Origin of the sequence: Vitreoscilla filiformis (genome assembly GCF_002222655.1) — a bacterium.
Classification (GTDB): Bacteria; Pseudomonadota; Gammaproteobacteria; order Burkholderiales; family Burkholderiaceae_C; genus Ideonella; species Ideonella filiformis.
Genome location: NZ_CP022424.1, coordinates 143245 through 169748, shown reverse-complemented (window position 1 = coordinate 169748; position 26504 = coordinate 143245). Strand labels below are relative to the sequence as shown.

The window sequence follows — 26504 nt, the reverse complement described above, 5'->3', positions numbered from 1 at the left end:
TAGCCCGCATCCACAAGAAAGGACACCCACCATGGCCCGCAAACGCTCCCCCGGTTACGACGACCAGCGCGAGATGATCCTCACCCGCGCAGCGGAGCTGTTTGCCCGGCACGGCTACCCCGGCACCTCCATGAATCAGGTGGCCGAGGCTTGCGGCCTGTCCAAACCGACGCTCTACCACTACTACCGCGACAAATACACGCTGCTGGTGAACATCGCCGAAGGCCACGTTGCCCGGTTGGAAGCGCAGGTGCTGGACGTGACCCAAGCCGGCCTGCCACCCGAAGCGCGGGTGCGCGAGCTGATCCGCCGCTTCGTGGCCGAGTACGCCGATGCGCAGCACGCCCACCGCGTGCTCACCGAAGACGTGCGGTTTTTGGAAGAAGCGGATCGCCAGCGCATCCTCGATTGCGAGCGCCGCTTGGTTCACGCTTTTGCCAGCGCGTTGGCCGAATTTCGCCCCGAGTTGGGCGTCGATCACCTCACCAAGCCGCTGACCATGTTGCTGTTCGTGATGATCAATTGGATGTTCACCTGGCTGCGCCCCGACGGCCAGCTCGACTACGAACGCATGGCGCCCATCGTGGCCGATCTGTTTTTTGGCGGCGTGCCAGCGGTTCAGGCGTCGGTGGCCCCCTCTCCCCAACCCCTCTCCCACGAGGGGAGAGGGGCTTTGTTGCACGGGGGAGCTTCCCAGGCATTTTCTCCCTCTCCCCTCGTGGGAGAGGGCCGGGGAGAGGGGGCTGCCCCCCCTTCGCCCAACCCCCCCTTCACGCAATCCCCATGACCACTTTCACCCCCTCTCAAGCCTGGATCGTGGACGGCCAGCGCACCCCGTTTGGCCGCTACGGCGGCGCTCTGGCGGGTGTGCGCACCGATGACTTGGGCGCCATCCCGATTGCCGCGCTGATGCGCCGCCAGCCCCAAGTCGATTGGGCGGCGCTGGACGATGTGCTTTACGGCTGCGCCAACCAAGCGGGCGAAGACAACCGCAACGTGGCGCGCATGGTGGCCTTGCTGGCGGGGCTGCCGGTGGACGTGCCCGGTGGCACGCTGAACCGCCTGTGCGGTTCGGGCTTGGATGCGATGGGGCAAGCGGCACGCGCCATCCGCGCCGGTGAAGCGGATCTGATGCTGGCTGGTGGCGTGGAAAGCATGAGCCGCGCCCCGTTTGTGATGGGTAAGGCCGAAACCGCGTTCTCGCGCAGCGCCAAGGTTGAAGACACCACCATCGGCTGGCGTTTCGTCAACCCGAAGATGAAAGCCGCCCACGGCATCGACTCCATGCCGGAAACCGCCGAAAACGTGGCGCAGGAATTCGGCATCGCCCGCGCCGACCAAGACGCGCTGGCGCTGCGCTCGCAGCAACGCTGGCAGGCCGCAAGCGCCGCCGGCTTCTTCGAAGGCGAAATCTGCCCGGTGAGTGTGCCGCGTGGCAAGGGCGAGCCGCTGGTGGTGAGCACCGACGAGCACCCGCGCCCTGAAACCACCCTCGAACAACTGGCGCGTTTGAAAGGGGTGGTGCGCCCCGACGGCAGCGTGACCGCCGGCAACGCCTCCGGCGTGAACGATGGCGCCGTGGCACTGCTGCTGGCCTCGGATGCGGGTTTGAAGCGCCATCAACTCACGCCGCGTGGCCGGGTGGTGGGCATGGCGGTGGCGGGCGTGCCGCCGCGCATCATGGGCATCGGCCCGGCGCCGGCCACGCAAAAGCTGCTGGCGCGCATCGGCTGGACGCTGGATCAGGTGGATGTGCTGGAGCTGAACGAAGCCTTCGCCGCCCAAGGCCTGGCCGTGCTGCGCCAGCTCGGGCTGCCGGACGACGCGCCCCAGGTCAACCCCAATGGCGGCGCGATTGCCATCGGCCATCCGCTCGGAGCCTCGGGCGCCCGGCTGGCACTCACCGCCTTGCGCCAACTGGAGCGCACCGGCGGGCGCCGCGCTGTGGCCACGATGTGCATTGGCGTGGGCCAAGGCATCGCGCTGGCCATCGAGCGCGTTTGAAGTTTTCCCAACACCGCCCGGCCTTCCCTCGCCCGGTTGGGTGGCATTTCACCAACGAAGACTCGGAGACAACACGATGAAATTCATTGCCCGCACCCTCGCACTGGCTTGCGCACTGGCCGCCAGCGCCGCCGCTTGGGCCGACATCACCGTCGGCGTGACGGTTTCATCCTCCGGCCCGGCTGCGTCGCTGGGCATTCCGGAGAAGAACACCATCGCCCTCATGCCCAAAACCATCGGCGGGCAGAAGGTGAATTACATCGTGCTGGATGACGCCTCGGACACCACCGCCGCCGTGGCCAACACCCGCAAGTTCACCAGCGAATACAAGGTGGACGTGATCCTGGGTTCGACCACCACGCCCAACTCGCTGGCCATGATCGATGCGGTGGCGGAAGCGCAAACACCGATGATTTCGATGGCCGCTTCGGCGCGCATCGTGGAGCCGCAAGACGCCAAAAAGCGCTGGGTGTTCAAGACGCCGCAGAACGACATCATGATGTCCCTGGCGATTGTCAACAGCATGGCGGCCAAGGGTTTCAAGCGGGTGGCGTTCATCGGGTTCGCTGACGCTTACGGTGAAGGCTGGTTCCAAGAGTTCACCAAAGCCGCTGCGCTCAAGAAAATCGAAGTGGTGGCCAGCGAGCGTTACAACCGTGCTGACACCGCCGTGACCGGGCAAATCCTCAAGCTGTTGAGCGCCAAACCGGACGCTGTGCTGGTGGCCGGCTCTGGCACCCCGGCGGCGCTGCCGCAGCGCACCCTCAAGGAGCGCGGTTACACCGGGCAGATTTACCAAACGCATGGCGTGGCCAACAACGATTTCTTGCGCGTCGGCGGTAAGGATGTGGAAGGCACACTGCTGCCGGCGGGCCCGGTGTTGGTGGCCGCACAACTGCCGGCCAGCCATCCCGTGCGCAAAAGCGCCCTGGCGTATGTGACGGCCTATGAGGCGGCGTACGGCGCGGGGTCGGTTTCGACCTTCGGTGCCCATGCGTGGGATGCCGGTTTGATGATGCAAACCGCCGCTGCCCAGGCGTTGAAGAAAGCCCAACCGGGCACGGCTGAGTTCCGTGCAGCGTTGCGCGATGCGTTGGAAAACCTGCGTGAACTGCCCGGCGCCCACGGTGTGTTCAACACCTCCGCCAATGACCACTTGGGGCTGGATCAGCGTGCTGCCGTGATGGTGAAAATCGAAGGCGGCACCTGGAAGCTGCAACCGTAACCCGCCCGCTCTTTTTTCGGAGAACCTGCCGATGCTGTTGCAAAGCCACATCGCCGGCCGCTGGGTCGGCCATACCCCGGCGCAAGCCCTGAAAAGCGCCCTCAACGGCCAAGGCGTGGCCCACACCCACGCTGAAAGTCTGGACTTTGGCGAGGCCGTCCACCATGCCCGCCGCGTGGGTGTGCCGGCGCTCATGCGGCTGGATTTCCAGCGCCGCGCCGCCGTGCTCAAGGCCCTGGCCAAGTTCCTGATGGAGCGCAAAGAAGCGCTGTACGCCCTTTCCGCCCACACCGGCGCCACGCGGGCGGACAGTTGGATCGATGTGGAAGGCGGCATCGGCACCCTGTTTGCCTACGCCAGCATGGGCGGCAACGAGCTGCCCAGCGGCAATGTGTTGCATGAAGGCCCTGCTGTGCCGCTGGGCAAGCAAAACCGCTTTGCCGGCACGCACATCCTGGTGCCGCGTGGGGGTTTGGCGGTTCATATCAACGCTTTCAACTTCCCGATTTGGGGCATGTTGGAGAAGTTCGCGCCCAGCTTTTTGGCCGCCATGCCGTGTGTGGTGAAACCCGCCACCGCCACCAGCTACCTTACCGAAGCCACGGTGCGGCTGATGGCCGAATCGGGCCTGCTGCCGGAAGGCGCGCTGCAACTGGTGATCGGCGGCACGGGCGATTTGCTGAACCGGCTCGAAGGCAACGATGTGGTGACCTTCACCGGCTCCGCTGACACCGCTGCCCGGCTGCGCGTGCATCCGAACCTGATCGCCAAGAGCGTGCCCTTCAACGCCGAGGCCGATTCGCTCAACTGCGCCGTGTTGGGCGACGACGTCAGCCCGGACGATGCCGAGTTCGACCTCTTCATCAAAGAAGTGGCGCGGGAGATGACGGTGAAGGCTGGGCAGAAATGCACCGCCATCCGCCGCACCTTGGTGCCGCGCCGCCATCTGGACGCTGTGGCCGAGCGCTTGGCCAAGCGCCTGGCCGGCGTGAAGGTGGGCGACCCGGCGGTGGAAGGCGTGCGCATGGGCGCGCTGGCCTCCCATGCCCAGATGCACGACGTGGCCGAGCGCGTGGCCCAACTGCGCCAAAGTGCCGAGTTGGTGCTGGGAGCGCCTGAAGGCTGGGCGCCCCTCGGTGAAGGCACTGCCGAAGGCGCGTTCTTCCACCCCACCTTGCTGCTGTGCCGCCAACCCTGGCAGCACGACGCGCCGCACGATGTGGAAGCCTTCGGCCCCGTCACCACCCTCATGCCCTATGAGGACACCGACGAAGCCGTGGCCCTGGCGGCACGTGGCCGGGGCAGTTTGGTGGCCACGCTCGTCACCAAAACGCCGCAACTGGCCGCCCGCATGGTGCCGCAGATGGCCGCCTGGCATGGCCGCGTGCATGTGCTGGACGCCGAAGCTGCACCCGAGTCCACCGGCCACGGCTCGCCCCTGCCGATGTTGAAACACGGTGGCCCGGGGCGTGCCGGCGGTGGTGAGGAGCTGGGCGGCATCCGCTCGGTGAAACACTACCTGCAACGCACGGCGGTGCAGGGCTCGCCCAGCATGTTGGCGGCCATCACGGGGGAATACGTGCGCGGTGCGGCGGTGAAGGACAGCGAGCTGCACCCCTTCCGCCGTTACTTCGAAGATTTGGAAATCGGCCACTCACTGCTGACGCACCGCCGCACAGTGAGCGAGGCGGACATCGTCAACTTCGGCGGTGTTTCGGGTGACTATTTCTATATGCACTTCGACGAAATCGCCGCCAAGGACACCCAGTTTGGCCAGCGCATTGCACACGGTTACTTTGTGCTCTCGGCGGCGGCGGGGCTGTTTGTGTGGCCCGCACCGGGGCCGGTGCTGGCCAACTACGGCCTGGACACCCTGCGCTTCGTCAAGCCCGTGGCCATCGGTGACACCATCCAAGCCCGCCTGACGGCCAAGCGCAAGATCGACCGCAACCGGCGTGACGCCAAAGGCGTCGGGCAAGGTGTGGTGGCCTGGGATGTCGAAGTGAAAAACCAGCACGGCGAGCTGGTGGCCAGCTACGACATCCTCACGCTGGTGGCCAAACGCGACTGAGCGGTTGAGCGACGGTGCGCCGCCATCAAGCCGTGAAAAAGCTTTGAAGGGCGGCCACAATCTCCCCCGGCGCGCTCAGTTGGGGGAAATGGCCTTTGGATCGGATGACGGTCAGCGTGCTGCCGGGAATATGGTGGTGCAGATACAAAGCCACCTCCATCGGCACAAAATAGTCCTTGCGCGATTGAATGATGAGGGTGGGGATGGTGATGCGCCGAATGGTTTCCCGATGATCCGATTGCAAAATGGCGCACAGCACCGTGAGCACATGATCCCGGTTGACTTGCTGGAGCGATGCCGAAAAATAAGCGTGAAGGCCGGGATCTTCCGGGTAAATGGCCGCTTCGGTCAGCAGTGCGGGCAGGGCGGTGGCGGGGTTGCGCATCAGTTCGCTGTAGATGCGTGAAACATCTTGCTCGCTCAAGCCGCCGTGATAACCCTCGTCCTGCAAATAACGGGGGGAGGCGGCAATCATCACCAGCCGCTTGAAACGCGCAGGGGCTTGCAGGGTGGCCAGCGCACTGATCATGGCGCCAGCAGAATGGCCGACGATGTGGATGTTTTCCAGCCGGTAGGCTTCACAAACTTCCACAAGATCGCTCGCATATTGGTTCAAGTCCAAATACCGATGCTGTTGGAATTGTGAGGTGTCCGAGTGGCCGGAACCCAGATGGTCCAATAAAACGATTTTGAAATGCTTCAGAAAAAACGGGGTGATTTTGTGCCAAACCGTTTGATCGGTGCCCAGGCCATGCACCAGCATCAGGGTTTCGGAGGCGTCCGGGTTGCCCATCAGGTGTACATGGTTTCGCTTGGCAATCTTTGCAATTTTGGCGGTCATGGGAGGCTCCTTGCGTGGCTGGTGTTCCGATAGGAGGATGATTGCTTGTTGATATTCCGACCGGTCGGTCGATGAATTGTGATGGTTTTGATCTGGCTCAAACTCGACAGGCGCTCACACCTTGAACATGGCAGTGCGCTTTCAACTGCCAACAAGATGCAGCAAAAAGTGCGATCTTGCCATGAATGGAGTTTGGAGAGACACGTGAGCCAGCACCCCAAAATCGCCCATACCCAAGAATTCCCTCCCGCCACCGACCAGCCGAATGTCTACCCCCTGAGCTGGCACGCCCACACCGCCAAGATGGAAGAAGTGTGGGACGCCGCTCAACGTGAAAACTGGGATCCCAAGCACCTGCCGTGGGACACGCTGGATGTCGAGAGCTACACCTGGGAGGAGCGCGAAGCCATCGCCTATTGGTGGACACTGCTGTCGGTGTTCGACGCCTCGGCGCCGCCGGTGTTTGCCAGCGCGTTCATCAAAACCTATGAAGCGCACGAAGAAGACGCCGTGCGCCGCTGCTTCTTCTCGGTCACCCGTGACGAGCAAAACCACGAACAAATGTGCGGCTTGGCCATCACCAAGCTGCTGGAGCATCCGGATCCCATCACCTACGAACCCAAAACCGAACTGGGCCGCCGGCTGCAAAAGAACGCCAAATGGCTGTACTACAACGGCGGGCGCTATTGGACGGGCTACAAACAAGCCGTGCCGCGTTATTCTCTGGCCGTGCTGTTTTCCTCCTTCCTCATGGGGGAAATTGCCGCCGCCACCATCTTCAAACAAATGCACGACAACAGCCGCGAGCTGGTGTTCAAGGAAGCGTTCCGCAACATTGGCCGCGATGAGGGCCGGCACATGGCCATCTGCATGGCGCTGATGGAGCGTGATTACCCCAAAATGGCCGCCGAAGACCGCGCCGTGGTCACCAAACAAATCCGGGCGGGGTATCTGTTCTTGTCGGCGGTGTTGTTTGAGCCGCCGATGGAGTTTTGGGATTTGCCCGCCGATTTCATCGCCAACCAGCGCGAAGGTGAAGCGGTGGCCCGCGCCGCCGGCTTTGGCATCCCCAGCTACGACGCCAAGCGCGACAACTGGCGCAACGCCATGCTCAACCTCAAGAGCGTGCTGGATCGCTACGACATTGCCTTCCCCGCCATCCCCGAGGTGGACATCACCGGCCAGGAAATCTCCGACGTGGAGATGGACGACATCATCCCGGTGTTCTGACGATGGGCCGCATCCGTCTGCATCCTTCGCTGAAGGAGGTGGCCTGCGCGGCGGGGGACACAGTGCTGGGCGCGCTGGAAAAAGCAGGGTACGCCCTGCCCAACAACTGCCGCGCCGGCGCCTGTGGCGAGTGCAAGGTGAAGGTACTCTCCGGCCAGTTCGACCAGGGCATGGTGCTGGACATGGCCCTGACCCAGGAGGAGCGCCAACAAGGCTACGGCCTGATGTGCATGGCCAAGCCGATCTCCGAAGAATTGGTGATCGACTGGGGCATGGAGGACGCCAAGCCCAAGCTGTTTCCGCCGCGTGAGCGCCAGCGTTATGTGGTGGTGGAGCGCTTGGCGCGCACGCCGCGCATCGTGGAGTTGCACCTGCGCCCGGTGGCCGCGCCGATGCGCTACTGGCCGGGGCAGTACGTCACGCTGGGGGATGCGCGGGCGGGGGTGCCGCCGCGTTGTTACTCGGTGGCCAATGCGCCTCGACCGGATGGCACCATCGTTCTGCAAATCACCCGTGTGGACGATGGGCACACCAGCCGCTGGGTGCATGAGCGTGTCCACGTCGGGCAAGTGGTGCAGGTGAATGGGCCGTATGGCACCTTCATTGGCGATCCGGCTGTGGAGTCCCCGGTGCTGTGCTTGGCGGCGGGTTCGGGCTTGGCGCCGATTTTGGCGCTCACGGAAGCGGCGCTGCGGCGCGGTTTTCGCAAGCCAGTGACGTTGATGTTTTCCGCCCGCACCCCCGCCGACCTGTACGCCGATGGCCCGCTGGCCTACTGGCAAACCAAGCACCGCAGTTTCACCTACGTGCCCTGCCTGACGCGGCTGGACGCCGGACAGGCCCTGCCAGCGGGCGCGCTGGCCGGGCGCATCCCCGAGGTGCTGGGCCAGCGTTTCCCGGACTTGAGCGCTTACAGCGTGTTCATCGCCGGCAGCCCAGCGTTTGTGGCGGATTGCAGCCAGGCCGTGCAGGCGTTGGGCGCCCTGCCGCAGAGGATGCACACCGAAGGGTATGTGAGCCAAGCGGGGCCGCAAACCGTGCCGGAGGGGTGATCACACCCGTTCGGCCAAGCGTTGCAGCGTGCTGTGATGTGCGTGGCATTGCTGCCGGAACGCCTGGCTGATGCGTGAATCGCGTGCGGCTTCGGCCCAAAAACCTTGCGCAGCTTGGCAGGCGTGGTGCCAGGTGTCGCGCTGGGGGGGCAAGGGCAGGGGCGGTTGAAAAGTGCGTGCGGGCAACTCACCACCGGGGAGGGGGGCGTACAGCATGGGCAGCATGTCATACGCCGGGGCCAGTTGGAGGGTCAGGGTGGGGCGGGGGCGGAAGCTCAGGTTGCCGGTGTGCATGTCACTGTTGGCGATCAGCTTGCCGAACCACCACAGCCGCTGAATCGGGGCCAGCGCATCGGGGGCCAACCAGCCTGCGGCCATCAACCGGGTGGCCAGATCGGGCCAATCGCTGCGGCCACTGCCGAGCAGGGCGGCGTCCAACGTCCCCAAGCTGACCAACGGGCTGCGCCCCAGCCAACCATGGCGATCAAAACGTTCGACTTCCAGAAACGTGCGCCCCTGGGCTTGCAGCAAACGACTGCGGGCGGCTTCAACACCGGTCAGCGTGCCGGCCCAGTTCAGCGCCAAGTGTTCACAGACCAGCAGATCGGCCCAACGCTGCACGGTGGGTGAGCCGTCCGCGCCCGAAAATTTCACCAACACATGCGGGGTGCGGGCCACAGGGGCGTCACGCAGGGCGCAAAACTTGGGGAACTCACCGGCCGCGCTGGAGCCCGGCACGCCGCTGGTCAGGGCTTGTTCGGCCAATTGGACATAGTGCGCCGCCAGCGTGGGGGCGGGGTGAGGTTCGGGTGGGGTCAAGCTGTGTTGCTGCCAGCGCGCCAACGCCTCATCACCCAGGATGAACGAGCCACTCAGATCGGAACCGATGCGGCTGAGGGCGATGAGCACATCGTCATCACTCCAGCGATCGGGGTCGGCGCCGATGCCCAAAGCTTGATGCTCGGCCCGGGCGATCTGCCGACCGATGTAGCCCTGCGGGCGCATGTCATGCAAAGGGTAGGGCAACCCTTCCCACCATCCATCGCGGGATTCGGGGGGCACCGGCCAGCCGGCTTCGGCCAAGCCGGGGCAACTGCTGCCTTGCGACGCCAGAGGCGTGAGCCGAGCCCGGCTGTGGGCGCGCCCGGTGGCGTCGATTTCGTAGAGCGGCCAGTCGGCCCACTCGCCGCGCACCGGTCGGCGGGCGGCGTACCGCGTGCGCCGGGCCTGGCCGTGCGTGACGATCTGCGACGCACTCTCCCCCAACAAGCGGTGCAAGGTGGCCACGCTGACGCCCAAGGTGCGTGCCAGTTCCGTTGCAGATCGAGGGTCGCCGCGCCCGAGAAGCGTCAACAACTGTGAGCGGGCGGAGTGGTTGGGAGGGCGCATCGGGCATCATTTTGAGAAGATTTTTTCAACCCAAAATCAGCAGTAACCCGTTGATTGATCAAGACATCCATCATGAAAAACCGCTGGTTTTGAGAAGATTCTTGCAAAGATTTTAAGAGCCCGTTGTCGCTTGACAATCCTCAGCGGGAGGGCGCTCAGCGCATCTGGAACAGCTCCTGGTGAAAGCGCTGCGGCATCAGCCCATGGGCACGAAAATCCGCCAGCAGGGCCTGGCCGAGCCCGACCGGGCCGCAAAACCACACGCTGGCTTGCAGCCATTGCGGCACCAGATGGCGGATGTGGGCGCCGTCCAGACGGCCATCTTGCGCATCCACCAGCACATGCAGGCGGATGCCAGCGGCGCGGGCGTCGGCGTGCAGTTGCGCCAGGGCACGGTCATCCCGCTGGGCGGTGGGGTGAAACAGATCCACGCTCACCCCTTGCAAGCCCTGGGCGGCGAGTTGCTGCATCCGCGCAATGAAGGGCGTGATGCCGATGCCAGCGCCGATCCAAATCTGGTGAGGCTGGGCGTCGGTGAAGTCAAAACAGCCGTAGGGGCCTTCGATCGTGGCTGGCAAACCCGGCTTGACCAGTTCGGGCAAGCGCCGCGTGTGATCCCCCAACGCTTTGGTGACGAGGCTGAGGCGGCGCGTTTGCGCGTCCCACGCTGAGGCCAGGGTGTACGGGTGGGCACCTTCCTTCGGATCCAGGGTGACGAACGCAAACTGCCCCGCCCGATGGCCCGGCCAGCCTTCGCCCACGCGCAGCGTGGTGTGCAGCGCGTTCACGCCCGGATAGGCCGTGGTGCTCACCACTTCGGCGCTGACTTGGCGGCGAGCCCCCACACGGCCCCCCAACACCAGCACGGCGGCCACGCTGCCCCCGGCCATCAGCACCGCCAGTACCACCCCGAGCGCACTGCCCCAATACGGGAACTTCACCAACACCACCGAGTGAAACACCAGCGCCAGGTACAGCGCCGCCAGCACCGTGTGCGTTTTGGCGAACCAGTGGTAGGGAAAACGCTTCACCAGGGCCAACACCATCAGCACGGCGGCGGCGTAGAACGCCCACTCGCCCACGGTTTCGGCGAGGTGGCGTTGGCTGCCGAACCAGGCTTCCAACATACCTTGATCGGCGGGCGAGGGGCGCGGCCCACGCGGTGGACGCACCAACCAACCCCACCCCACCATCCACTTCGTGCCTTGGCCCAGCCACCAGTGCGCCACCGAGGTGACGAGTGCTGTGATGCCCAGCCACTTGTGCAGGCGGTACATCTTGTCCAGGCCGCGCAGGTGGGGCTCCAGCCAGGTGGGCCGCACGGCCAGCACCATGGCCACACTCATGGCGCCGATGGCCAGTGCGCCGCTGTACTGCATGAAACTGGCACGGAACGCAAAGTAGTGGAACGGCTGCGGCCAAGGCGTGGGTTCGGCCCCCAGCCACAAAGCGGTGAGGCCCAGTAAAACGGCCCATAAGGCGCGTTGAATGATCGAAGTTGGCATGATCGGTTGAGAAAAAGCGCGCCAGCGTGGCGCCATGACCGTCAGCATCCGCCCCAAATGTGCAGGAAATTTGTGTAAAGCTCCCACCCTATGAAACGCCCCGGCCTGACCTGGCAACTCTTTCTCGCTGTGCTGGCCACGGCCACGCTCGTCACCATTGCGATGGGGGCGGCGGCACAGTTCAACTTCAGCCGAGGGTTCATCGGCTACCTCAACCAGCAGGCGACCGAGCAAATGGAAGCGGCCTTGCCTCGGTTGCAGCGTGCTTTTGTCGAGCGTGGGCACGGCAGTTGGGAGTTTGTGCGCGAACGTCCCGGCGCTTGGTTCCGCTTGATGGAGCCCGAGCCCGAACGCGAAGGCGCCACGCCGTGGGAAGGGCGGCTCGATCAAATCGCCCCGCACTTGCTGGGCCTGGGGCGGCGCTTGGCGCTGTTGGATGCGCAGCGTCAGTTGGTGATCGGGTATCCGCGTGTGTTTGCCAACTCGCAACAGCGGGAGATCGTGGTGGAGGGGCGCACTGTCGGCTGGGTGGTGTTGGCGCCGGTCGAGTCGGTGACGGATGCGGCGGCCTTGCAGTTTGGTCACGAACAGCGCCACGCGCTGGTGGTGATGGGCGGCGTGTCCGTGCTGCTGGCGGCGCTGATCGCGTGGTGGGTGGCGCGGGTGCTGCTGGCGCCCGTGCGCGAGGTGGCGCGTGCCACGCACCGGCTGGCTGCTGGGCATTACGACACCCGCGTCAGCGTGCGCAGCCAAGACGAAATCGGCCAACTGGCGCAAGACTTCAACCAGCTCGCCCACACCCTGGCCCGCAACGAACAAATGCGCCGCGATGCCATGGCCGATATTTCGCACGAGCTGCGCACCCCGCTGGCTGTGCTGCGCGGAGAAATCGAGGCGATGCAAGACGGCATCCACCCCCTGACGCCGCACAGTCTGGGGGTGCTGCACGCCGAAGTCGAAACCCTCACCCAATTGGTGAACGACCTGCATCAACTGGCCTTGGCCGATGTGGGCGCGCTGCACTATCGCAAGGAAGACGTGGCCCTTGGGCCGTTGGTGGCCCAGCAGGCCGACGCCTTCGCCGCCCGCTGTGCCGAGCGTGACTTGCGGCTGGAGGTGAGCCTTCCTGCCGACGATGTCATCGTTCATGCCGACCCGGCGCGGCTGTGCCAACTCCTGCACAACTTGCTGGACAACGCGGTGCGCTACACCGATCCCGGCGGCACCGTGCGCGTGCGTTTGACGCTGCTCGAACCGACCCAAGCGCGCATCGAAGTGGCCGATTCGGCCCCCGGCGTGGCGCCCGAGTTGCTGGCGCGTTTGTTCGAGCGGTTTTTCCGGGCCGAAGCCTCACGCACCCGGGCCAGCGGGGGCAGCGGCTTGGGCTTGGCGATTGGCCGCAGCATCGTGGAAGCCCACGGCGGCACCATCGAGGCCACGCCTTCGCCCCTGGGCGGCGTGTGCATTGGCGTGAACTTGCCCCGGGCTGTAGGAGGCATGACCGCATGAGCGCCCCCGTGATTTTTGTGGTGGAAGACGAACCCCGCTTGGCGCAGTTGGTGCGCGACTACCTGCAAGCCGCCGGCTACACCGCCCGCGTGTTCGACCACGGTTTGGCCGTCGAACCCGCTGTGCGGGCCGAAACCCCGGCGTTGATCTTGCTGGATGTGATGTTGCCCGGGCGGGATGGGCTGTCGATCTGCCGTGCGCTGCGGGCGTTCAGCCCCGTGCCCATCATCATGCTGACGGCGCGGGTGGAGGAAGTGGATCGGCTCATCGGCTTGGAGGCGGGCGCGGACGATTACATCTGCAAGCCCTTCAGCCCCCGCGAAGTGGTGGCCCGGGTGCGCGCCGTGCTGCGACGCGCACCCGCGTGGCATGACGCTGCCCCGCCCGCCGCGCCGCGTGGCGAAGCCGAGCCCGCACCCGCCGGCTTGGTGATCGACACCGACCACCACCGCGCCCGTTGGGATGGCCAATGGCTCGACCTCACCCCGGTGGAGCTGCGTTTGCTGGCGGCCTTGGCAGCCCAGCCGGGGCGGGTGTTTTCGCGCGATCAACTGCTGGACAAGCTGCACCCCGACCAGCGCACCCTGAGCGATCGCACCGTGGACAGCCACATCAAAAACCTGCGCCGCAAGCTCGAAACCGTGCGCCCAGGCCAGGAGCTGATCCGCTCGATTTACGGCGTGGGCTACAAGTTCGAGCCCTGATGGCGGTGCGCCTGGATTGACTCACTCAGATATGAGCGATTACATTGCTCATATCTGAGTGAAATACCGCCATGCCGCACCTTGTCATCCTCTACACCCCGAATCTCGACGCCGAAACGGACATGACGGCGCTGTGTCGCCGTCTGGCCGACGCCATGGCCACCGTGCGCGATGACGCCGGCCAGCCCGTGTTCCCGACCGGGGGCATCCGCGTGCTGGCCTACCCAGCGGCGCATTACGCCGTGGCCGATGGGTCGGGGGATTTTGGGTTTTGCTGGTTCCACCTGCGCATGGGGCGTGGGCGCAGCGCGGCGGTGCAACAAGCCGCCGGCCAAGCGCTGACCGCCGTAGCGCGGGCGCATCTGGCGCCTGTGCTGGCGCACCGCGCCGTCGGCCTGACGCTGCAAATCGACGAAGGCCCCGAAGTGTTCGACGCCAAGTTCGGCAACCTCCACCCCTTGTTCTCTAAGCCTTGATCCATGCTCGATCTCGCCACCACCCAGGCGCTGGCGCGCCAGTTGCAAACCGCCCGGCGCACGCGCACCCCGTTGCGCCAGTTTTCACGCCAGTATCCGCAGATGACACTCGAAGATGGCTACGCCATCCAACGCGAATGGGTGAAGCTGGAACAGGCGGCGGGCCGCACCATCCGGGGCCGCAAAATTGGGTTGACTTCGCGGGCGATGCAGTTGTCCAGCCAAATCACCGAGCCCGACTACGCCCCGCTCATGGACGACATGTTTTACGCCAGCGGCGGGGACATTCCCATGGGTGACTTCATCGCGCCTCGCGTGGAAGTGGAGCTGGCGTTCATCCTGGGGCGCGAGCTGCGCGGCCCTCACGTGACGATTTTTGAAGTGCTGGCCGCGACCGAGTACGTGACGCCGGCCATCGAAATCATCGACGCTCGCATCGAGCAGTTCGACCGAGACACCCGCGCCCCGCGCAAGGTGTTCGACACCATTTCGGACTTTGCGGCAAATGCGGGCATCGTGTTGGGGGGCCGCCCGGTCAAGCCAGACGCGGTCGACTTGCGCTGGGTGGGTGCCATGCTGTTCAAGAACGGGGTGATCGAAGAAACCGGCCTGGCGGCGGGTGTGTTGGGGCACCCCGCGACCGGCGTGGCCTGGCTGGCCAACAAGATCGCCCCTTACGACGAGCATCTGCGGGCCGGCGACGTGGTGTTGGCCGGCTCCTTCACCCGCCCCACGCCCGCCGCAGCGGGGGACACGTTTTCGGCGGACTACGGCCCTTTGGGCACAGTGGCTTTCCGGTTTGTTTGATGGGATATACGCAAATCATGACACTGTCCGCACTAACATCACAACCGTTCACCCGACCCAACCGCTTCAGTCCGGAAGAATGGCACGCTCGCGTCGAACTGGCCGCGTGTTATCGCCTGTTCGCCCATTTGGGCTGGGCGGAGTTGATTTACAACCACATTTCCCTGCGCGTGCCAGATGAGCCAGGCCACTTTCTCATCAACCCGTTTGGCTTGCACTACAGCGAGGTCACCGCCTCGAACCTGGTGAAGGTGGACGTGAACGGCCACATCGTGGGGCACAGCGACTGGCCCATCAACCCCGCCGGTTTCACTTTTCATGGGGCGATTCACGCCCAGCGTCCGCAGGCGCATTGCGTCATGCACGTTCACACCACGCCCACGCTGGCGGTGTGCTGCTTGGAGGCGGGGCTGTCGTTCACCAACTTTTACGCTGCGCAGTTGTGGGGGCAAGTGGCGTATCACGACTTCGAAGGCATCACCGTGCGCTTGGACGAGGGCGAGCGCATCCTCGCCAGCGCGGGCGATTGCCCGGTGCTGCTGCTGCGCAACCATGGCCCCGTGGTCATAGGCCGCGACCTGCCCCATGCCCTCAGCCTGATGTGGCTGGTGCAGCGCGCTTGCGAAGTGCAGGTGGCCAGCCAGGCCCTCGGGCCGTTGCGGCCCATTCCTGAATCGGTGCTGGCGCAATGCGCCCGCGACTCGCTCAACTTTGACCCCCGTTTCGGGGCCGGGCGCGATGCCTGGGCCGCGTTGCAACGGATCGCCGATCGCCTCGATCCGGGCTATCGTGCGTGAGCATGAACGCTCCCACTTGTGACGCACCGACCCCACCCTTGCGCGTGGCGGTCATTGGGGCCGGCGCCATCGGCGGCCTGATCGCGGCTTGGCTGGGCACGCACCTGCCACCCGAACGGGTGTGCGTGAGCGTGCTGGCCCGGGGTGCCACGCTGCACGCCTTGCAAACCCACGGCTTGCGTCTGCAAGATGCGGCCGGCGTCACCACCGTGGTGCCCTTGACGGGGGTGGTCAGTGACGATCCCGCTGCGTTGGGGCCGCAGGATGTGGTGATCGTGGCCGTCAAAGCCCCCTCGCTGGTCACCGTCATGCCGCAAGTGCAGCGCTGGTTGCACGCCCACACGCTGGTGCTGGTGGCCATGAATGGCGTGCCTTGGTGGTTCTTCCAGGCCATGCCTGCACGTGAAGCAGGGCGCTGTGCAGGTTTGAGACTGCGCAGCGTGGATCCGGATGGCCGTCTGGCTGCGGCGTTGCCCCTGTCCCATGTGGTGGGCTGCGTGGTTCACATCAGCAGCAGTGCGCCGGCGCCGGGGGTAATCCGCCACGGCATGGGGCGCGGCATGATTTTGGGCCTGCCCGGCGGCGGGATCACGCCTGCGCTGCAAGACGTGGCCGCGCTGCTGAACCAAGCCGGCATGACGGTGAGTTTGTCGGAGCGCATCCAGCGTGACATCTGGTTCAAGCTCTGGGGCAACATGACGATGAACCCCGTCTCCGCCCTCACCGGTGCCACCTGCGACCGGCTCCTCGACGATGCCCTGGTGCGCGAGTTTTGCAGCGCCGTGATGCGAGAAGCGCAGACCATGGGCACGCACTTCGGCTGCGCCATCACCCAAAACCCGGACGAACGCCACGCTTTGACGCGGCAACTCGGCGCCTTCAAAACGTCCATGCTGCAAGACTTGGAAGCGGGCCGCGTCTTAGAAATCGATGCTCTGATCGGCGCCGTGCGCGAGATCGGGCACCACCTGGGCGAGCCGACGCCCTTCATCGACGCCCTGCTGGGTCTGACGCGCCTGATGGCACGCTCCCGGGGCCTCTACCCTGCTTGAAAGTGACTTTCCACATGATGCCCCTTCCCCGCAACACCTTCCGCGATGCCCTGCGAGCGGGTCAGCGTCAAATGGGCTTGTGGGTCGGTTTGGCCGATGCCAACGCCGCTGAACTGTTGGCCGGCACGGGCTTCGACTGGCTGCTCTTGGACGGCGAGCACGCCCCCAACGACCCGCGCCACACCCTGACCCAACTGCGCGCTGTGGCGCCATACCCTGTGCATCCGATCGTGCGGCCCGTGCAAGCGGACGTGGCCCTGGTCAAGCAGTACCTGGACATTGGCGCGCAGACCTTGCTCATCCCGATGATCGACACGCCCGAGCAGGCGGCGCAGATGGTGCAAGCGATGCGCTATCCACCCGAAGGCATCCGGGGGATGGGCGCGGCGTTGGCACGGGCGTCCCGCTGGAACCAGATTGAGGATTACCTGAACCGCGCCAACGATGAAATGTGCCTGTTGGTTCAAGCCGAAACCGTGCAAGCGATGGCGCAATTGCCCGCCATTGCGGCGGTCGAGGGGGTGGACGGGGTGTTTTTTGGCCCAGCGGATTTGTCGGCATCCATGGGTTACCGGGGGCAATCGGGCCATCCGGCAGTGCAGGCGGCGATTTTGGAGGGCATCCGAATCGTGCGCGCCGCTGGCAAAGCGGCGGGCATTTTGGCCACCGACGCCGCCTTGGCGCAACGCTACTTGGACGCGGGCGCCTTGTTCGTCGCGGTGGGAGTGGACACGTCGCTCTTGGTCAAGGCGGCGACGGCATTGAGCCAGCAGTTTGCCGCCCCGACCCCACAGACGTAAGCCGTCAGAACGCTGAACGGCGGGGTTGGCGATCCCGCTCTTCCCGCCTGTTGTGGGTGTTGTCGTACTCGATCCCCGCTCGGACTTGCTGCATGGCCAAGTCGATGGTCTGCATCGCCTTGGCGCGGTAGCCACCTTTGTCTGACGACGCGTTCTGCAAATTCTGCTTGGCCTCTTCCAAGTTGCGCAAAGCTGCTTCCATGGCCGGTTGGCGCTCTGCCAATGCCGCCGTTTGGCAGCCCCCCAGGCACACGATGCCCGCGATCAACCCATGCACTACCTTCTTCATCAGGTCATCTCCTCTGAACTTCACGAAAGGTCAAAACGGCACGCCCACGGCGGTGGCTGTCACTTGCGTGGGTGACGCATCACCGTGCCACGGCGCGCCATTGTTGACCCAGCCCTTCGAGTTGTCCAAGGGTCTTTGCGCCCGCGTAGGAGAAATGCCGCGCATCCCGGTACAGCCCTTGACCGGCCAGGGCGGTGGCACATCGACCGTCTCGGCACAGTCGCGCATGAAAGTCAAACACCGGAACCTGTGCGGCCTGGGCGACTTGGGCCAGCATGTCCAGCACCGGGGCTTGCTGGCGACGGCTGTCGGCTTCGCTCAAACTGCAATCGGGGCCCAAACCGGCGGCGGCGGCATCCAGCGTCCACAGCCCCAACTGCTGCCGCACTTGGCAGCGTGAGCTGTCCACCTGCGTCCAGGGCGGTGGCGCCACGATCACCACCCGCTTGCCCAATTGGCGCAAACGGGCCACGGTTCGCACCAGCGCGGCTTGGACGTGGGCCGCTGAAGGTGTCCGCACCTCACCCGGGCCAGGTTGATGCCCATCCAACACCTGCCAGCGACGCCCCAAATCGTGCGTGGCCAGCAGGTGCATGAACGGGCTGGACAGCACCACCACGTCAATGTGCGGGGCCTGGGCCAGAGCGTCCAGCACAGAACGGTTGAACGCCAGGCAGTCCCGCGCCCAGCTCAGCGGGTGATCGCGGTCGTCCATGGGGGCCAGGTCGAGCAGCGGGCTGCACGTCGAGCGGGTGGCTTGGGCCACGCCGCCCGGGGTCATGCCGGCCAGCGCGGGGATGAGGTGCATGCCAAACGAATCCCCCCACACCAGGGTGCGGGCTTGGGGTTGGTCTTGGCAGGCAGGCAAAGGCCGATACAACGCCCGGTCTTGGTCACACACCGCCGCAAAACCCACATTGGGGGCGCGCAGGGTGGCCAACGCCGACTCGGCATCGGACGAGCGCAACAGCACCCACCCCGGCACCGCCAAGGTCAACGCAGAAGCCCCCAGCGCCCAGCCCAGCGCTGCCCGACCAGGCGCCAGCGGCCAACGTCGCAAGGGTTGCTCGATGCCACGGTGCAAGGCCCATCCCAGCACCCCACTCATCCCAATGGCGGCCCACCGCCAGTGCGCATCGGGTGTTTGCAGCGATGCGTTGTTCAGCAGTGCCAACAATGGCCAATGAACCAAGTAAACCGCGTAAGACGCATCTCCCAAGCGCACGCCGGGCGTCCAGACACGGGCGACGTTGAACCGTGTCATCAGCAGCAGGGCCGTGGCCAAAGTGACCAGCACGGCATTCCATCCGGGATGGGTCTGGCCCAGCGGGTGCATGGGGACGCCCACCAGCACCGCCACGGCCAGCCAGCGCCCATGTTGCAATGGGGGTTGCCAGCGCTGCACCGCCGACGCCGGCCACAGCGCCACCAGGGAGCCCAGCCCCAATTCCCAGGCCCGGGTGGGCAGACCGTAGAACGCTGCTGAGGGCCAACGCTGCATCATCCACGCGCACAGCCCCGCACTGGCGACAACCCCCAGCAACACCCCAGCCCGCCGCCAAGCAGGCGGGCATGCCCACAGCAGCCCCGGCAGCACCATGTAGTACTGCTCCTCCAGGGAGAGCGACCACATGTGCAACAACGGTTTGAGTTCCGCTGCCCCATCGAAGTAGCCCGCTTGGCGCCACAGCACGCCATTGGCGCTGAAGCTGACGGCCCCCAGAAGCTGTGCCCACAGGTCGGTGCGTTCGGCGGGCTCCAGCACCCAAGCGCTGGCCAGGCCGGTCAGTAAAGCGGTGGCGTAAGCCGCAGGCAGCAGCCGCTTGGCGCGGCGCAGGTAAAACACGGCGAAAGAAAAGGTGCCCTGCGTCAACCCCTGCTGAATCATTCCGGTGATCAGGTAGCCGGAGATGACAAAAAAGATGTCCACCCCCAAAAAACCCGCTGGCATTCCACCCAGTTGGGCGTGGTGCCACACCACCAGCAGCACCGCCCAAGCGCGCAGAAGTTGGATGTCCGCCCGCAACGCCGGCGTTTGTTTTGCCGCCACCAAGATCAGCTCGCCAGGGTCGGAGACCAGAACACCAAGCTGCCCCGGTCATTGGGTTGCTGCTGGAACTGCCGCTGGGCAGCGTGCAGGGCCTGTCCAGCTTGGTTGAGCAAAGTGAACAGCGTGGCCATGGGCGGTTCGACCTGCACAATGCCCACACAAGCACGCACCGTGATCAGCGTGCCATCGACGGCGCACGGCTGGCGCAGGGCATCCAGCAGGCGTTGCGCGGTGTTGGTGGCAGCCGTCACGGGCAGGGCGCCCCAGCTCACCAGGATGAAATTGTCTCCCTGCAAACGCACCAGCAAGTCCCCCTGGCGCACGCACGCCCGGAAACGGGAGGCGACGATTTGCAGCAACTGATCGCCTACCAATTGGCCATGTTCCGCGTTGATTTTGTGGAACTCTTGCAGATCCAAGCTGAAAAGCGTCAGCGGGCGTTCGCCGTAACTCAACAGGCGCGATTCGAGTTGATCGCGGTTGGCCAGGCCGGTCAAGCTGTCGTGGATGGCCATGCGGGTGGATTCGTCCAACCAATGGCGCTCGTGGGTCACGTCAGAGCCGACCCCGCGCCAGCCGCACCACTGGCCCTGATCGTCCACCAAACGTTTGCCCGACAACGCCCACCAGCGCAATTGCCCCGCCAGCATCACCGGCACGTTCAAACCGACGAACGGTTCGCTGTCCTGCAAGGCATCCCGCAACGCCGCCAGCGCTTGGTGCTGTTCTTCGGTGGGCCGCGTCAGTGTCTGGGTGATCAAGCGCAGCAGGGGTTCGCGCTCCAACTGCACGGGCCGTCGGCCCAGGCATTCGGCCAAACGGGGGGAGACATAGCTTAAGCCTCCCTGCGCATCCAACTCCCAGCGCCAGTCTTGGGCATGCCGCTCGAATTCATCCAGGCGGGTCTGGGTGAGCTGGCGCAGGCGCAAACTCTCCGCCTCGGCTTGCATCCGATCGCAGAAGCTGCGCCCTGTGCGCCAAGCAACCGCCAGCACCATCACCGCAAACGTCAGCGACACGACCAGCCATTCGAAACGCCACGGGTCAGGACGCACCGCCAACCCGAACACCGTCCCCGCCGTCATGATGGCGGCGTAACGTGCAGCGGCGCGAGGCAACGCGGCCAGCGCAAACGTTCCCACGCTGAGCATCCCTTGGGCCCCCAGCATTTGCCACATCCGCTGCTCGGCATCGGCTTGCGGGTAGGCCAACATCATCGGTAGGCACCACACCAAGGCAGTCAACCCCGCGTTGCGTTCGGCGCGGTGCAGGGTCTGGCGGGAACAATGCGACGGCCACGCCCCCGCCCGCCAGCGTAGCCAGCCCGACACCCCCATCACGCTCATACCTACCGCCATGACGCCCCACAACGTCATCCCCCATATCCATGGGGCTGAGGCGTACACCCAGACCAACATTGCCACGTTGAGCAAAGTGCAAGCAATCAGCCAAGGGGACAGGGCGAGCAAAGATTGGAGTTGCAGTGATCGAAACCGAGCCGCATCCGGGCAAGCCGGGTCATAGGGGGAGAGCCAGCGGTTGGCATGGTGCGGCGCTGCGTGTTTCCCATGAGCATCCGGCAACGAAGATCGTGATGACATGTCGAAATGTGTTGTAAGGATCGGCGCGCAGTGTGATGTTGACGGCAGCGCAAAAGAACGCGAGCTTACCTGTGTCTGCCGAAGCACAAGAGCCCACGGAACGCCAAGGTGGATGTCGAGTTAGGCCACAATATTTCCGACACACTTGCTCGCACATCACCTGATACGTTAGGCGTCCGCGTGCTTGAGGAAGGTCAGTTCCTGACCGTCGCAAACACAGGGAGCGAATCGCCGGGGTGGAGGGATGAAACCCCGGCCATGTTTGGCAAAAAAGGAAGACAACAATGCGTAAAGCTGTGGTTGATGGAGTGGAATTCGAGTGCCCTCGCTACGTGGTGCGGGTACCTGGGGGTTGGCAAGTGCGCATGCCGCAACAGCCAACCGTGTTCTTTGCTGACTCTCGATATGGCGGCCCAGCGGGTTCGCACGACATCGCAGTCAAACGCCGGGCCGCGTGCATGCCCATCTCGCCCAACAGCGAGACGCGCTATGCACTGGCCGAGCGTTCGGACAAGAAAGACCCGCTGGGCATCCCCGGGGTGTTTCTGGTTCACCAGCCCCGCCGGGGCAAACGGGCACCGCAAGTGGAGCTGCTGGTGTCCGTGAAAGGCCAACCAACGCGCACCATCTACGTGGGCACCCAAGCCACTTGGGAAAAGCGGCTGCCCGAAAAGCTGCAAATTGCAGCGGCAGTGCGGGCGGAAAAAATCCGCTTGCAAGCCCAGAAGGTCGCGGCAGCTCAGCAGGCGGCCCTGTCCGTCGGCGCGTTGTCGTGACCTGCCCGGTGTGACGCCCGACGAAGCCCGGCGCGAGTTGGGGCTGGGCCCCCAAGCCAGCCCCGCGCAAATCAAAGCGGCGTGGCGTCGCCTGGTGTCGCGCTGGCACCCGGATCGCAATCCCGATCCGCAAGCGGTGCGGCGCATCCAGCGTTTCAACGAAGCGCTGGCGTGCCTGCAAGCGGCCACAGAAGTGAACCCAGGCAGCGACGAAGCACCCGCTTCGCCGCCGCCCTCACCACCAGCGGAAACCGCGTCCGATGGCCCCCTCCAACCCAGCATCGAGCAAACCTTGGTGCTGACGCTGGAGCAGGCCATTTTTGGTGATTTGCAAACCTTGGCCGGCACACTGCGCCCGGTGTGTGCAACGTGTCACGGCAGTGGCAAAGCACCGGGCCCACCGCAAGCCTGCCCCCGTTGCAAGGGGCGTGGGCACATTCATCACGTGACCTGGTTCGTCTGGGGTGGTTTCACCGAAACCTGCCCGGACTGCGCTGGCAGCGGCGAGTTTCAACCCGATTGCCCCGCCTGCAAGGGCCAAGGCCACGCGGCTGAACGCGCCTGGCAACTGCGCGTTCGGTTGCCCGCCGGCCTGCGCTCGGGCGATGTGCTGACCGTGCCGACCCCAGGGCGCGAGTCCACCGATCCGCCAGGGGAGGTGCAATTGCACATCCAGGTACAACCCCACCCCCTGTTCACTTGGGACAACGACGATGTGTTGCATCTGGACATGCCCGTCGATGGTTTTGCCTGGATGGCCGAGCGTTGGGTGGATGTGCCCGTGCCGGGCGGGTGGCAACACATGCGCTTGCGCCGGCAACACCTGCACTATCGTTTGCGGGGCCAAGGGGTGGCGGCGCGGCGTGGAGAATCACGCGGGGAATTGGTGATTCACATCACCCCCGTGTTTCCCGACGAGTTCACACCCGAGCAGGATGCCTGCTTCGACCAACTGTGCGCCAGCCTGCGGGCCCACCCACCTGCCGCGCTGGCCGACTGGCACACTCGGTTGCAAGACATTCAACCGCCCGCCGTCTGACCCTTGGGGGGTTGTACGGTACAACCCCCCGCTTTGAGCTTTTTTCTCTCATGACAATTCAATGGTTCCCCGGTCACATGCACGCCACCCGCAAGGCCATCACCGAGCGGATGAAGGTGGGCATCGACGTGGTGATCGAGCTGCTCGACGCCCGCTTGCCGGGCTCCAGCGCCAACCCGCTGTTGGCCGACCTCACCCAAGGACGCCCCAGCCTGAAGGTGCTCAACAAACAAGATTTGGCCGATCCCGCCCGCACCGAACTGTGGCTCACTCACCTGCGGGCACAGGCCAGCACGGGCGCCATCGGTTTGGATGCCAGTGAGCGTGCGCCGGCGGCGCGTCTGGTGGCGGCTTGCCAAGCGCTGGCACCGCATCGTGGCACCCTGGATCGCCCCTTGCGCGTTTTGATTTGTGGCATCCCCAACGTGGGCAAATCCACGCTCATCAACACCTTGGTGGGCAAAAAAGCCACCAAGACCGGGGATGAAGCGGGGGTGACGAAGAACGAACAGCGCATCAACTTGGCCCCAGGGGCGTATCTGTTCGACACCCCCGGCATGCTCTGGCCCAAGATCATCGTGCCGAAAGCGGGTTTTCACCTGGCCGCCAGTGGCGCCGTTGGACGCAATGCCTACGACGAGCAGGAAGTCGCCCTGGAACTGCTGGAAACGCTGCAAGTCGCTTACGCGGACGCACTGGTGGCCCGTTACGGTCTGCCATCGACGGCAGCCGAAGTTGCGGTGCAGCCGGCTGAGGCGCTGTTGGAAGCCATCGGCCAACGTCGCGGGGCTGTGCGTGCAGGTGCTCGGGTGGATTTGCAAAAAGCCGCCGAAGTGGTGATCAACGACTTCCGGGCCGGTCACACAGGCCGTTTGACGTTGGAAACCCCGGAGGAGTTTGCCCATTGGCTGGCCGCCGGTCGTGCTGAAGAAGCCCGCCGTCTGGCCGAAAAACAAGCCCTGCGCGAGGCCGGCCTCATTGGCAAGCGCAGCGGGACGCGCCCGCCTTCAAGGCGCTAACACGCCAGCAGCACGCAGGGCCGCAATGTCCCCCTCTCGATAGCCCAGGGCGTACAGCAGGGCGTCGGTGTGCTCGCCCACGGCTGGGGGATTCAGCCGCAACGGGGGACGCTGGCCGTCCAGGGTCAGCGGGAGGAGGGGCGTGCGGGCTTCGCGGCCATCGGGCAACGTCATCGGCGCCAAGCCGCCGGAGGCCAGCAAGTGCGCGTCATCCAACAACTGATCCGGGCGGATGATGGGTGCAAACGGCAGCCCTTCGCGTTCAAACACCGCGCCCAGATCGGTGGCTCGCCAAGACGCCAAGCGTTCGCGCAGCAGGGGTAGCAGCCAGGGCCGCGCTTCGACCCGCTGGTTGTTGCGGGCCAAACGCGCATCGGCGTGTAAGTCACCCCACTGAAAAGCGTCGCAGAACGTGGCCCATTGGGTGTCGCTCACCACGGCCAAGAAAATTTGTTCCCCGTCGCGCACCGTGAAGACGTCGTAGATGCCCCACGCGCTGATGCGGCTGGGCATGGGCGCTGCCGCTTGTCCGGTGACGGCGAATTGCATCATGTGCTGCGCCACCAGCAGCACGTTGTTTTCAAACAGCGCCGCTTGGACTTCTTGCCCCCGCCCAGTCTGCTCACGCGCCCGCAGTGCGGCCATGGCACCGATCGCACCAAACATGCCGCCCATGATGTCGTTGACACTGGCCCCAGCACGCAGGGGCTGGCCTTCGGGGCCGGTCATGTAGGCCAAGCCGCCCATCATTTGCACGACTTCGTCCAAGGCGGTGCGATGGTCGTAAGGGCCTGGCAAAAACCCCTTGTGGCTGACGTAAACCAAACGCGGATTCAACCCCTTGAGCGCTTCGTACCCCAGCCCGAGGCGCGCCATGGTGCCCGCCCGAAAGTTTTCGCTGAACACGTCGGCGGTGGCGCAAAGTTTGAGCACCACCTCCAGGCCACGCGGATCTTTCACATCGACGGCCAGGCTTTTTTTGTTGCGGTTGAACACCGAAAAAAACCCCGCGCCTGAACCGAGCAGATGCCGGGTGTTGTCGCCCGCCAGCGGTTCCACCTTGATCACTTCGGCGCCAAGATCGCCCAACACCAAACCACACGTCGGCCCCATGACCATGTGGGTGAATTCAACGACGCGGATGTCGGCGTAGGGCAGGGCATCGGCAGGGCGCATGGGGGCTCTCCTGGGGGGAGGTCAGTCTTCGCTGCGGCAGCAGGCCAGCTTGTGCAGCAGCTCAATCAACAAAGCTTGTTCCGCTGGGCTGAGTGCCGTGCCCAGCGCCACCCGTTCGGCCTCGCGCAGCACTTGGCACGATTGCCGTGCCAGCGCCAAACCCGCCTCGGTGGTGCTGAGGTGCTGGGCCCGCCCGTCGGTGGCGCTGCGCTCGCGGGTGACGAGATTGCGCTCCACCAGCTTGTCCACCCACATGGTGATGTTGGGCGGCGTCATCGCCAGGGCGCGGGACAGTTGGCGTAAGGACACACCTGGGTTGTCCGCAATCAGCATCAGCACCGTGAACTCCACCGGACGCAGCTCAAACGGCTTGCCGACCTGTTCAATGAACAACTGGGCGGTGACGATGGACGCTTGGGCCAGTTGGTAACCGGTGATGTGGTGCAACTCGGCCTCGGCCAATTGGGCTTCGGGCGTGGTGGTGTCGGGTTGTCGGGGAGCTTTGCGGGTGGCCATGGGGCGCCATTCTGTCATCCTGTTTCCATGGGGCTGGGGTAAGCTCGCGCCCCCCTTTGTGGCCGAACCCGTGACATGAGCCTGCGCGACACCGACCAACGCTGCCCTCCGCCCGCCAGCTTTCTGGCGCTCGATCCCACTTTGCCCATCGACACCGCCATCGAACGCCACGACCTGTGCGAAGCCCTGGCCCGGCAATTGGCCGAGGTGGCCCACACCTACATGGGCCGCGATGGGGTGCTGTTCCACGACGTGCTGCCCCGTTGCCGTCGCGTGGCCGAGTCGCCCGACATTGGGTTGAGCGAAACCGAGGTCGGTTGGGTGTTGACGCGGGTGCGGGAGCTGATCCGTGGTTGAAGCACCCGCATTGCGCGAAGTCCGGGCGCAGTTCGCCGCGTTGGGTGCGGCGTTGCAAGCGCGGGGGTTGAGTTTTCGGGCGCCCCCTCCCGAGCCGACGACGTGTTGCGGCAAAGGCTGCAACGGCTGTGTGTGGGAAGGGTTTTATGCCGCTGCGGCCTGGTGGATCGAAGACGCGCAACACCTGCTGAACGACACGCCGGCCACAGCTTCCTAGAA

The 26504-nt window shown here is 65.0% G+C and carries 25 protein-coding genes and 1 pseudogene; 18 read left to right on the top strand and 8 right to left on the bottom strand.

Features of this window, described 5'->3' with window-relative positions; translation table 11 throughout:
• Window positions 1–31: 31 nt before the first annotated feature.
• From VITFI_RS17045 to paaZ, 4 genes and pseudogenes are all read left to right on the top strand, one after another.
• A pseudogene (locus VITFI_RS17045) lies at window positions 32–646 on the top strand (TetR/AcrR family transcriptional regulator); the annotation flags it as partial.
• A 137-nt stretch (window positions 647–783) separates the two neighbouring features.
• Entirely contained in the window at window positions 784–2004 is a 1221-nt protein-coding gene (pcaF, locus tag VITFI_RS17040) for a 3-oxoadipyl-CoA thiolase (protein WP_089418351.1), read from the top strand.
• 76 nt (window positions 2005–2080) lie between these two features.
• Window positions 2081–3229, top strand: a complete 1149-nt coding sequence (locus VITFI_RS17035) for an ABC transporter substrate-binding protein (protein WP_089418350.1) — start codon at window positions 2081–2083, stop codon at window positions 3227–3229.
• A 31-nt stretch (window positions 3230–3260) separates the two neighbouring features.
• Window positions 3261–5300 carry a phenylacetic acid degradation bifunctional protein PaaZ gene (gene paaZ / locus VITFI_RS17030; protein ID WP_089418349.1) on the top strand — a complete coding sequence of 680 codons (2040 nt, stop codon included), beginning with the start codon at window positions 3261–3263 and terminating at the stop codon, window positions 5298–5300.
• Window positions 5301–5325: 25 nt separating this feature from the next.
• Here the strand turns inward: paaZ and VITFI_RS17025 are convergent, their stop codons facing one another.
• Entirely contained in the window at window positions 5326–6141 is an 816-nt protein-coding gene (locus tag VITFI_RS17025) for an alpha/beta fold hydrolase (protein WP_089418348.1), read from the bottom strand.
• 204 nt (window positions 6142–6345) lie between these two features.
• Here VITFI_RS17025 and VITFI_RS17020 point away from each other — a divergent pair, with 204 nt between their 5' ends.
• Entirely contained in the window at window positions 6346–7371 is a 1026-nt protein-coding gene (locus VITFI_RS17020; protein ID WP_089418347.1) for a hypothetical protein, read from the top strand.
• A 2-nt stretch (window positions 7372–7373) separates the two neighbouring features.
• Entirely contained in the window at window positions 7374–8423 is a 1050-nt protein-coding gene (locus VITFI_RS17015) for a 2Fe-2S iron-sulfur cluster-binding protein (RefSeq protein ID WP_089418346.1), read from the top strand.
• Here VITFI_RS17015 and yjjJ read toward each other — a convergent pair whose 3' ends face one another.
• Window positions 8424–9812, bottom strand: coding sequence for a type II toxin-antitoxin system HipA family toxin YjjJ (gene yjjJ / locus VITFI_RS17010; protein ID WP_089418345.1), 1389 nt, complete (start codon window positions 9810–9812; stop codon window positions 8424–8426).
• Between the two features lie 155 nt (window positions 9813–9967).
• Window positions 9968–11317, bottom strand: a complete 1350-nt coding sequence (locus VITFI_RS17005) for a ferredoxin reductase family protein (protein WP_089418445.1) — start codon at window positions 11315–11317, stop codon at window positions 9968–9970.
• A gap of 90 nt (window positions 11318–11407) precedes the next feature.
• Here VITFI_RS17005 and VITFI_RS17000 point away from each other — a divergent pair, with 90 nt between their 5' ends.
• From VITFI_RS17000 to hpaI, 7 genes are all read left to right on the top strand, one after another.
• Entirely contained in the window at window positions 11408–12826 is a 1419-nt protein-coding gene (locus VITFI_RS17000) for an ATP-binding protein (RefSeq protein ID WP_089418344.1), read from the top strand.
• Window positions 12823–13530, top strand: coding sequence for a response regulator (locus VITFI_RS16995; RefSeq protein WP_089418343.1), 708 nt, complete (start codon window positions 12823–12825; stop codon window positions 13528–13530). The genes VITFI_RS17000 and VITFI_RS16995 overlap by 4 nt, the downstream gene beginning before the upstream one ends.
• 71 nt (window positions 13531–13601) lie before the next feature.
• Complete coding sequence (locus VITFI_RS16990; RefSeq protein WP_089418342.1) at window positions 13602–14006, top strand: 5-carboxymethyl-2-hydroxymuconate Delta-isomerase; 405 nt, start codon at window positions 13602–13604, stop codon at window positions 14004–14006.
• A 3-nt stretch (window positions 14007–14009) separates the two neighbouring features.
• Window positions 14010–14813, top strand: a complete 804-nt coding sequence (hpaH, locus tag VITFI_RS16985; protein WP_089418341.1) for a 2-oxo-hept-4-ene-1,7-dioate hydratase — start codon at window positions 14010–14012, stop codon at window positions 14811–14813.
• Between the two features lie 17 nt (window positions 14814–14830).
• A complete protein-coding gene (locus VITFI_RS16980; RefSeq protein WP_089418340.1) occupies window positions 14831–15610 on the top strand; it encodes a class II aldolase/adducin family protein in 780 nt (259 codons plus the stop codon).
• A 2-nt stretch (window positions 15611–15612) separates the two neighbouring features.
• Entirely contained in the window at window positions 15613–16662 is a 1050-nt protein-coding gene (locus VITFI_RS16975) for a 2-dehydropantoate 2-reductase (protein WP_198301792.1), read from the top strand.
• Window positions 16663–16679: 17 nt separating this feature from the next.
• The gene (gene hpaI / locus VITFI_RS16970) at window positions 16680–17462 is read left to right on the top strand and encodes a 4-hydroxy-2-oxoheptanedioate aldolase (RefSeq protein WP_089418444.1); all 783 of its coding nucleotides are present in this window, start codon (window positions 16680–16682) and stop codon (window positions 17460–17462) included.
• A 4-nt stretch (window positions 17463–17466) separates the two neighbouring features.
• On the opposite strand, the gene VITFI_RS16965 is transcribed toward hpaI, so the two are convergent.
• The 3 genes from VITFI_RS16965 to VITFI_RS16955 form a co-directional block, all read right to left on the bottom strand.
• Complete coding sequence (locus VITFI_RS16965) at window positions 17467–17751, bottom strand: hypothetical protein (protein ID WP_232476730.1); 285 nt, start codon at window positions 17749–17751, stop codon at window positions 17467–17469.
• Between the two features lie 79 nt (window positions 17752–17830).
• Window positions 17831–19801, bottom strand: coding sequence for an acyltransferase family protein (locus tag VITFI_RS16960; RefSeq protein ID WP_157725765.1), 1971 nt, complete (start codon window positions 19799–19801; stop codon window positions 17831–17833).
• Window positions 19802–19806: 5 nt separating this feature from the next.
• Entirely contained in the window at window positions 19807–21177 is a 1371-nt protein-coding gene (locus tag VITFI_RS16955; protein WP_157725764.1) for a GGDEF domain-containing protein, read from the bottom strand.
• 590 nt (window positions 21178–21767) lie between these two features.
• Between VITFI_RS16955 and VITFI_RS16950 the strand changes: the two genes are divergently transcribed.
• From VITFI_RS16950 to ylqF, 3 genes are read left to right on the top strand one after another with little or no spacing between them, the layout of a single operon-like run.
• A complete protein-coding gene (locus VITFI_RS16950) occupies window positions 21768–22178 on the top strand; it encodes a hypothetical protein (RefSeq protein WP_157725763.1) in 411 nt (136 codons plus the stop codon).
• Between the two features lie 10 nt (window positions 22179–22188).
• On the top strand, window positions 22189–23217 hold the full coding sequence (locus tag VITFI_RS16945; protein WP_198301791.1) for a DnaJ C-terminal domain-containing protein: 1029 nt from the start codon (window positions 22189–22191) through the stop codon (window positions 23215–23217).
• 50 nt (window positions 23218–23267) lie between these two features.
• Window positions 23268–24236, top strand: coding sequence for a ribosome biogenesis GTPase YlqF (gene ylqF / locus VITFI_RS16940; protein WP_089418334.1), 969 nt, complete (start codon window positions 23268–23270; stop codon window positions 24234–24236).
• On the opposite strand, the gene VITFI_RS16935 is transcribed toward ylqF, so the two are convergent.
• Entirely contained in the window at window positions 24225–25412 is a 1188-nt protein-coding gene (locus tag VITFI_RS16935) for a CaiB/BaiF CoA transferase family protein (RefSeq protein ID WP_089418333.1), read from the bottom strand. The genes ylqF and VITFI_RS16935 overlap by 12 nt on opposite strands.
• Before the next feature lie 21 nt (window positions 25413–25433).
• Complete coding sequence (locus tag VITFI_RS16930; protein ID WP_157725762.1) at window positions 25434–25928, bottom strand: MarR family winged helix-turn-helix transcriptional regulator; 495 nt, start codon at window positions 25926–25928, stop codon at window positions 25434–25436.
• A 75-nt stretch (window positions 25929–26003) separates the two neighbouring features.
• Between VITFI_RS16930 and VITFI_RS16925 the strand changes: the two genes are divergently transcribed.
• Window positions 26004–26285 (top strand): hypothetical protein, encoded by a 282-nt coding sequence (locus VITFI_RS16925; protein WP_089418331.1) that lies wholly within the window; start codon window positions 26004–26006, stop codon window positions 26283–26285.
• Complete coding sequence (locus VITFI_RS16920) at window positions 26278–26502, top strand: oxidoreductase-like domain-containing protein (RefSeq protein ID WP_089418330.1); 225 nt, start codon at window positions 26278–26280, stop codon at window positions 26500–26502. The genes VITFI_RS16925 and VITFI_RS16920 overlap by 8 nt, the downstream gene beginning before the upstream one ends.
• Window positions 26503–26504 lie beyond the last annotated feature (2 nt).

What these genes read in the sequence shown, in the direction of transcription:
- hpaH (WP_089418341.1), top strand. Translation starts at nt 14,010, where the DNA reads ATGCTCGATCTCGCCACCACCCAGGCGCTGGCGCGCCAGTTGCAAACC.
- ylqF (WP_089418334.1), top strand. Translation starts at nt 23,268, where the DNA reads ATGACAATTCAATGGTTCCCCGGTCACATGCACGCCACCCGCAAGGCC.
- VITFI_RS17025 (WP_089418348.1), bottom strand. Translation starts at nt 6,141, where the DNA reads ATGACCGCCAAAATTGCAAAGATTGCCAAGCGAAACCATGTACACCTG.
- VITFI_RS16990 (WP_089418342.1), top strand. Translation starts at nt 13,602, where the DNA reads ATGCCGCACCTTGTCATCCTCTACACCCCGAATCTCGACGCCGAAACG.
- VITFI_RS16955 (WP_157725764.1), bottom strand. Translation starts at nt 21,177, where the DNA reads ATGACGTTGTGGGGCGTCATGGCGGTAGGTATGAGCGTGATGGGGGTG.
- VITFI_RS16950 (WP_157725763.1), top strand. Translation starts at nt 21,768, where the DNA reads ATGCCGCAACAGCCAACCGTGTTCTTTGCTGACTCTCGATATGGCGGC.
- hpaI (WP_089418444.1), top strand. Translation starts at nt 16,680, where the DNA reads ATGCCCCTTCCCCGCAACACCTTCCGCGATGCCCTGCGAGCGGGTCAG.
- VITFI_RS16980 (WP_089418340.1), top strand. Translation starts at nt 14,831, where the DNA reads ATGACACTGTCCGCACTAACATCACAACCGTTCACCCGACCCAACCGC.
- VITFI_RS16935 (WP_089418333.1), bottom strand. Translation starts at nt 25,412, where the DNA reads ATGCGCCCTGCCGATGCCCTGCCCTACGCCGACATCCGCGTCGTTGAA.
- VITFI_RS17000 (WP_089418344.1), top strand. Translation starts at nt 11,408, where the DNA reads ATGAAACGCCCCGGCCTGACCTGGCAACTCTTTCTCGCTGTGCTGGCC.
- yjjJ (WP_089418345.1), bottom strand. Translation starts at nt 9,812, where the DNA reads ATGCGCCCTCCCAACCACTCCGCCCGCTCACAGTTGTTGACGCTTCTC.
- VITFI_RS17015 (WP_089418346.1), top strand. Translation starts at nt 7,374, where the DNA reads ATGGGCCGCATCCGTCTGCATCCTTCGCTGAAGGAGGTGGCCTGCGCG.
- VITFI_RS16995 (WP_089418343.1), top strand. Translation starts at nt 12,823, where the DNA reads ATGAGCGCCCCCGTGATTTTTGTGGTGGAAGACGAACCCCGCTTGGCG.
- VITFI_RS16965 (WP_232476730.1), bottom strand. Translation starts at nt 17,751, where the DNA reads ATGAAGAAGGTAGTGCATGGGTTGATCGCGGGCATCGTGTGCCTGGGG.
- pcaF (WP_089418351.1), top strand. Translation starts at nt 784, where the DNA reads ATGACCACTTTCACCCCCTCTCAAGCCTGGATCGTGGACGGCCAGCGC.
- VITFI_RS17005 (WP_089418445.1), bottom strand. Translation starts at nt 11,317, where the DNA reads ATGCCAACTTCGATCATTCAACGCGCCTTATGGGCCGTTTTACTGGGC.
- VITFI_RS16925 (WP_089418331.1), top strand. Translation starts at nt 26,004, where the DNA reads ATGAGCCTGCGCGACACCGACCAACGCTGCCCTCCGCCCGCCAGCTTT.
- VITFI_RS16975 (WP_198301792.1), top strand. Translation starts at nt 15,613, where the DNA reads ATGAACGCTCCCACTTGTGACGCACCGACCCCACCCTTGCGCGTGGCG.
- paaZ (WP_089418349.1), top strand. Translation starts at nt 3,261, where the DNA reads ATGCTGTTGCAAAGCCACATCGCCGGCCGCTGGGTCGGCCATACCCCG.
- VITFI_RS16930 (WP_157725762.1), bottom strand. Translation starts at nt 25,928, where the DNA reads ATGGCCACCCGCAAAGCTCCCCGACAACCCGACACCACCACGCCCGAA.
- VITFI_RS17035 (WP_089418350.1), top strand. Translation starts at nt 2,081, where the DNA reads ATGAAATTCATTGCCCGCACCCTCGCACTGGCTTGCGCACTGGCCGCC.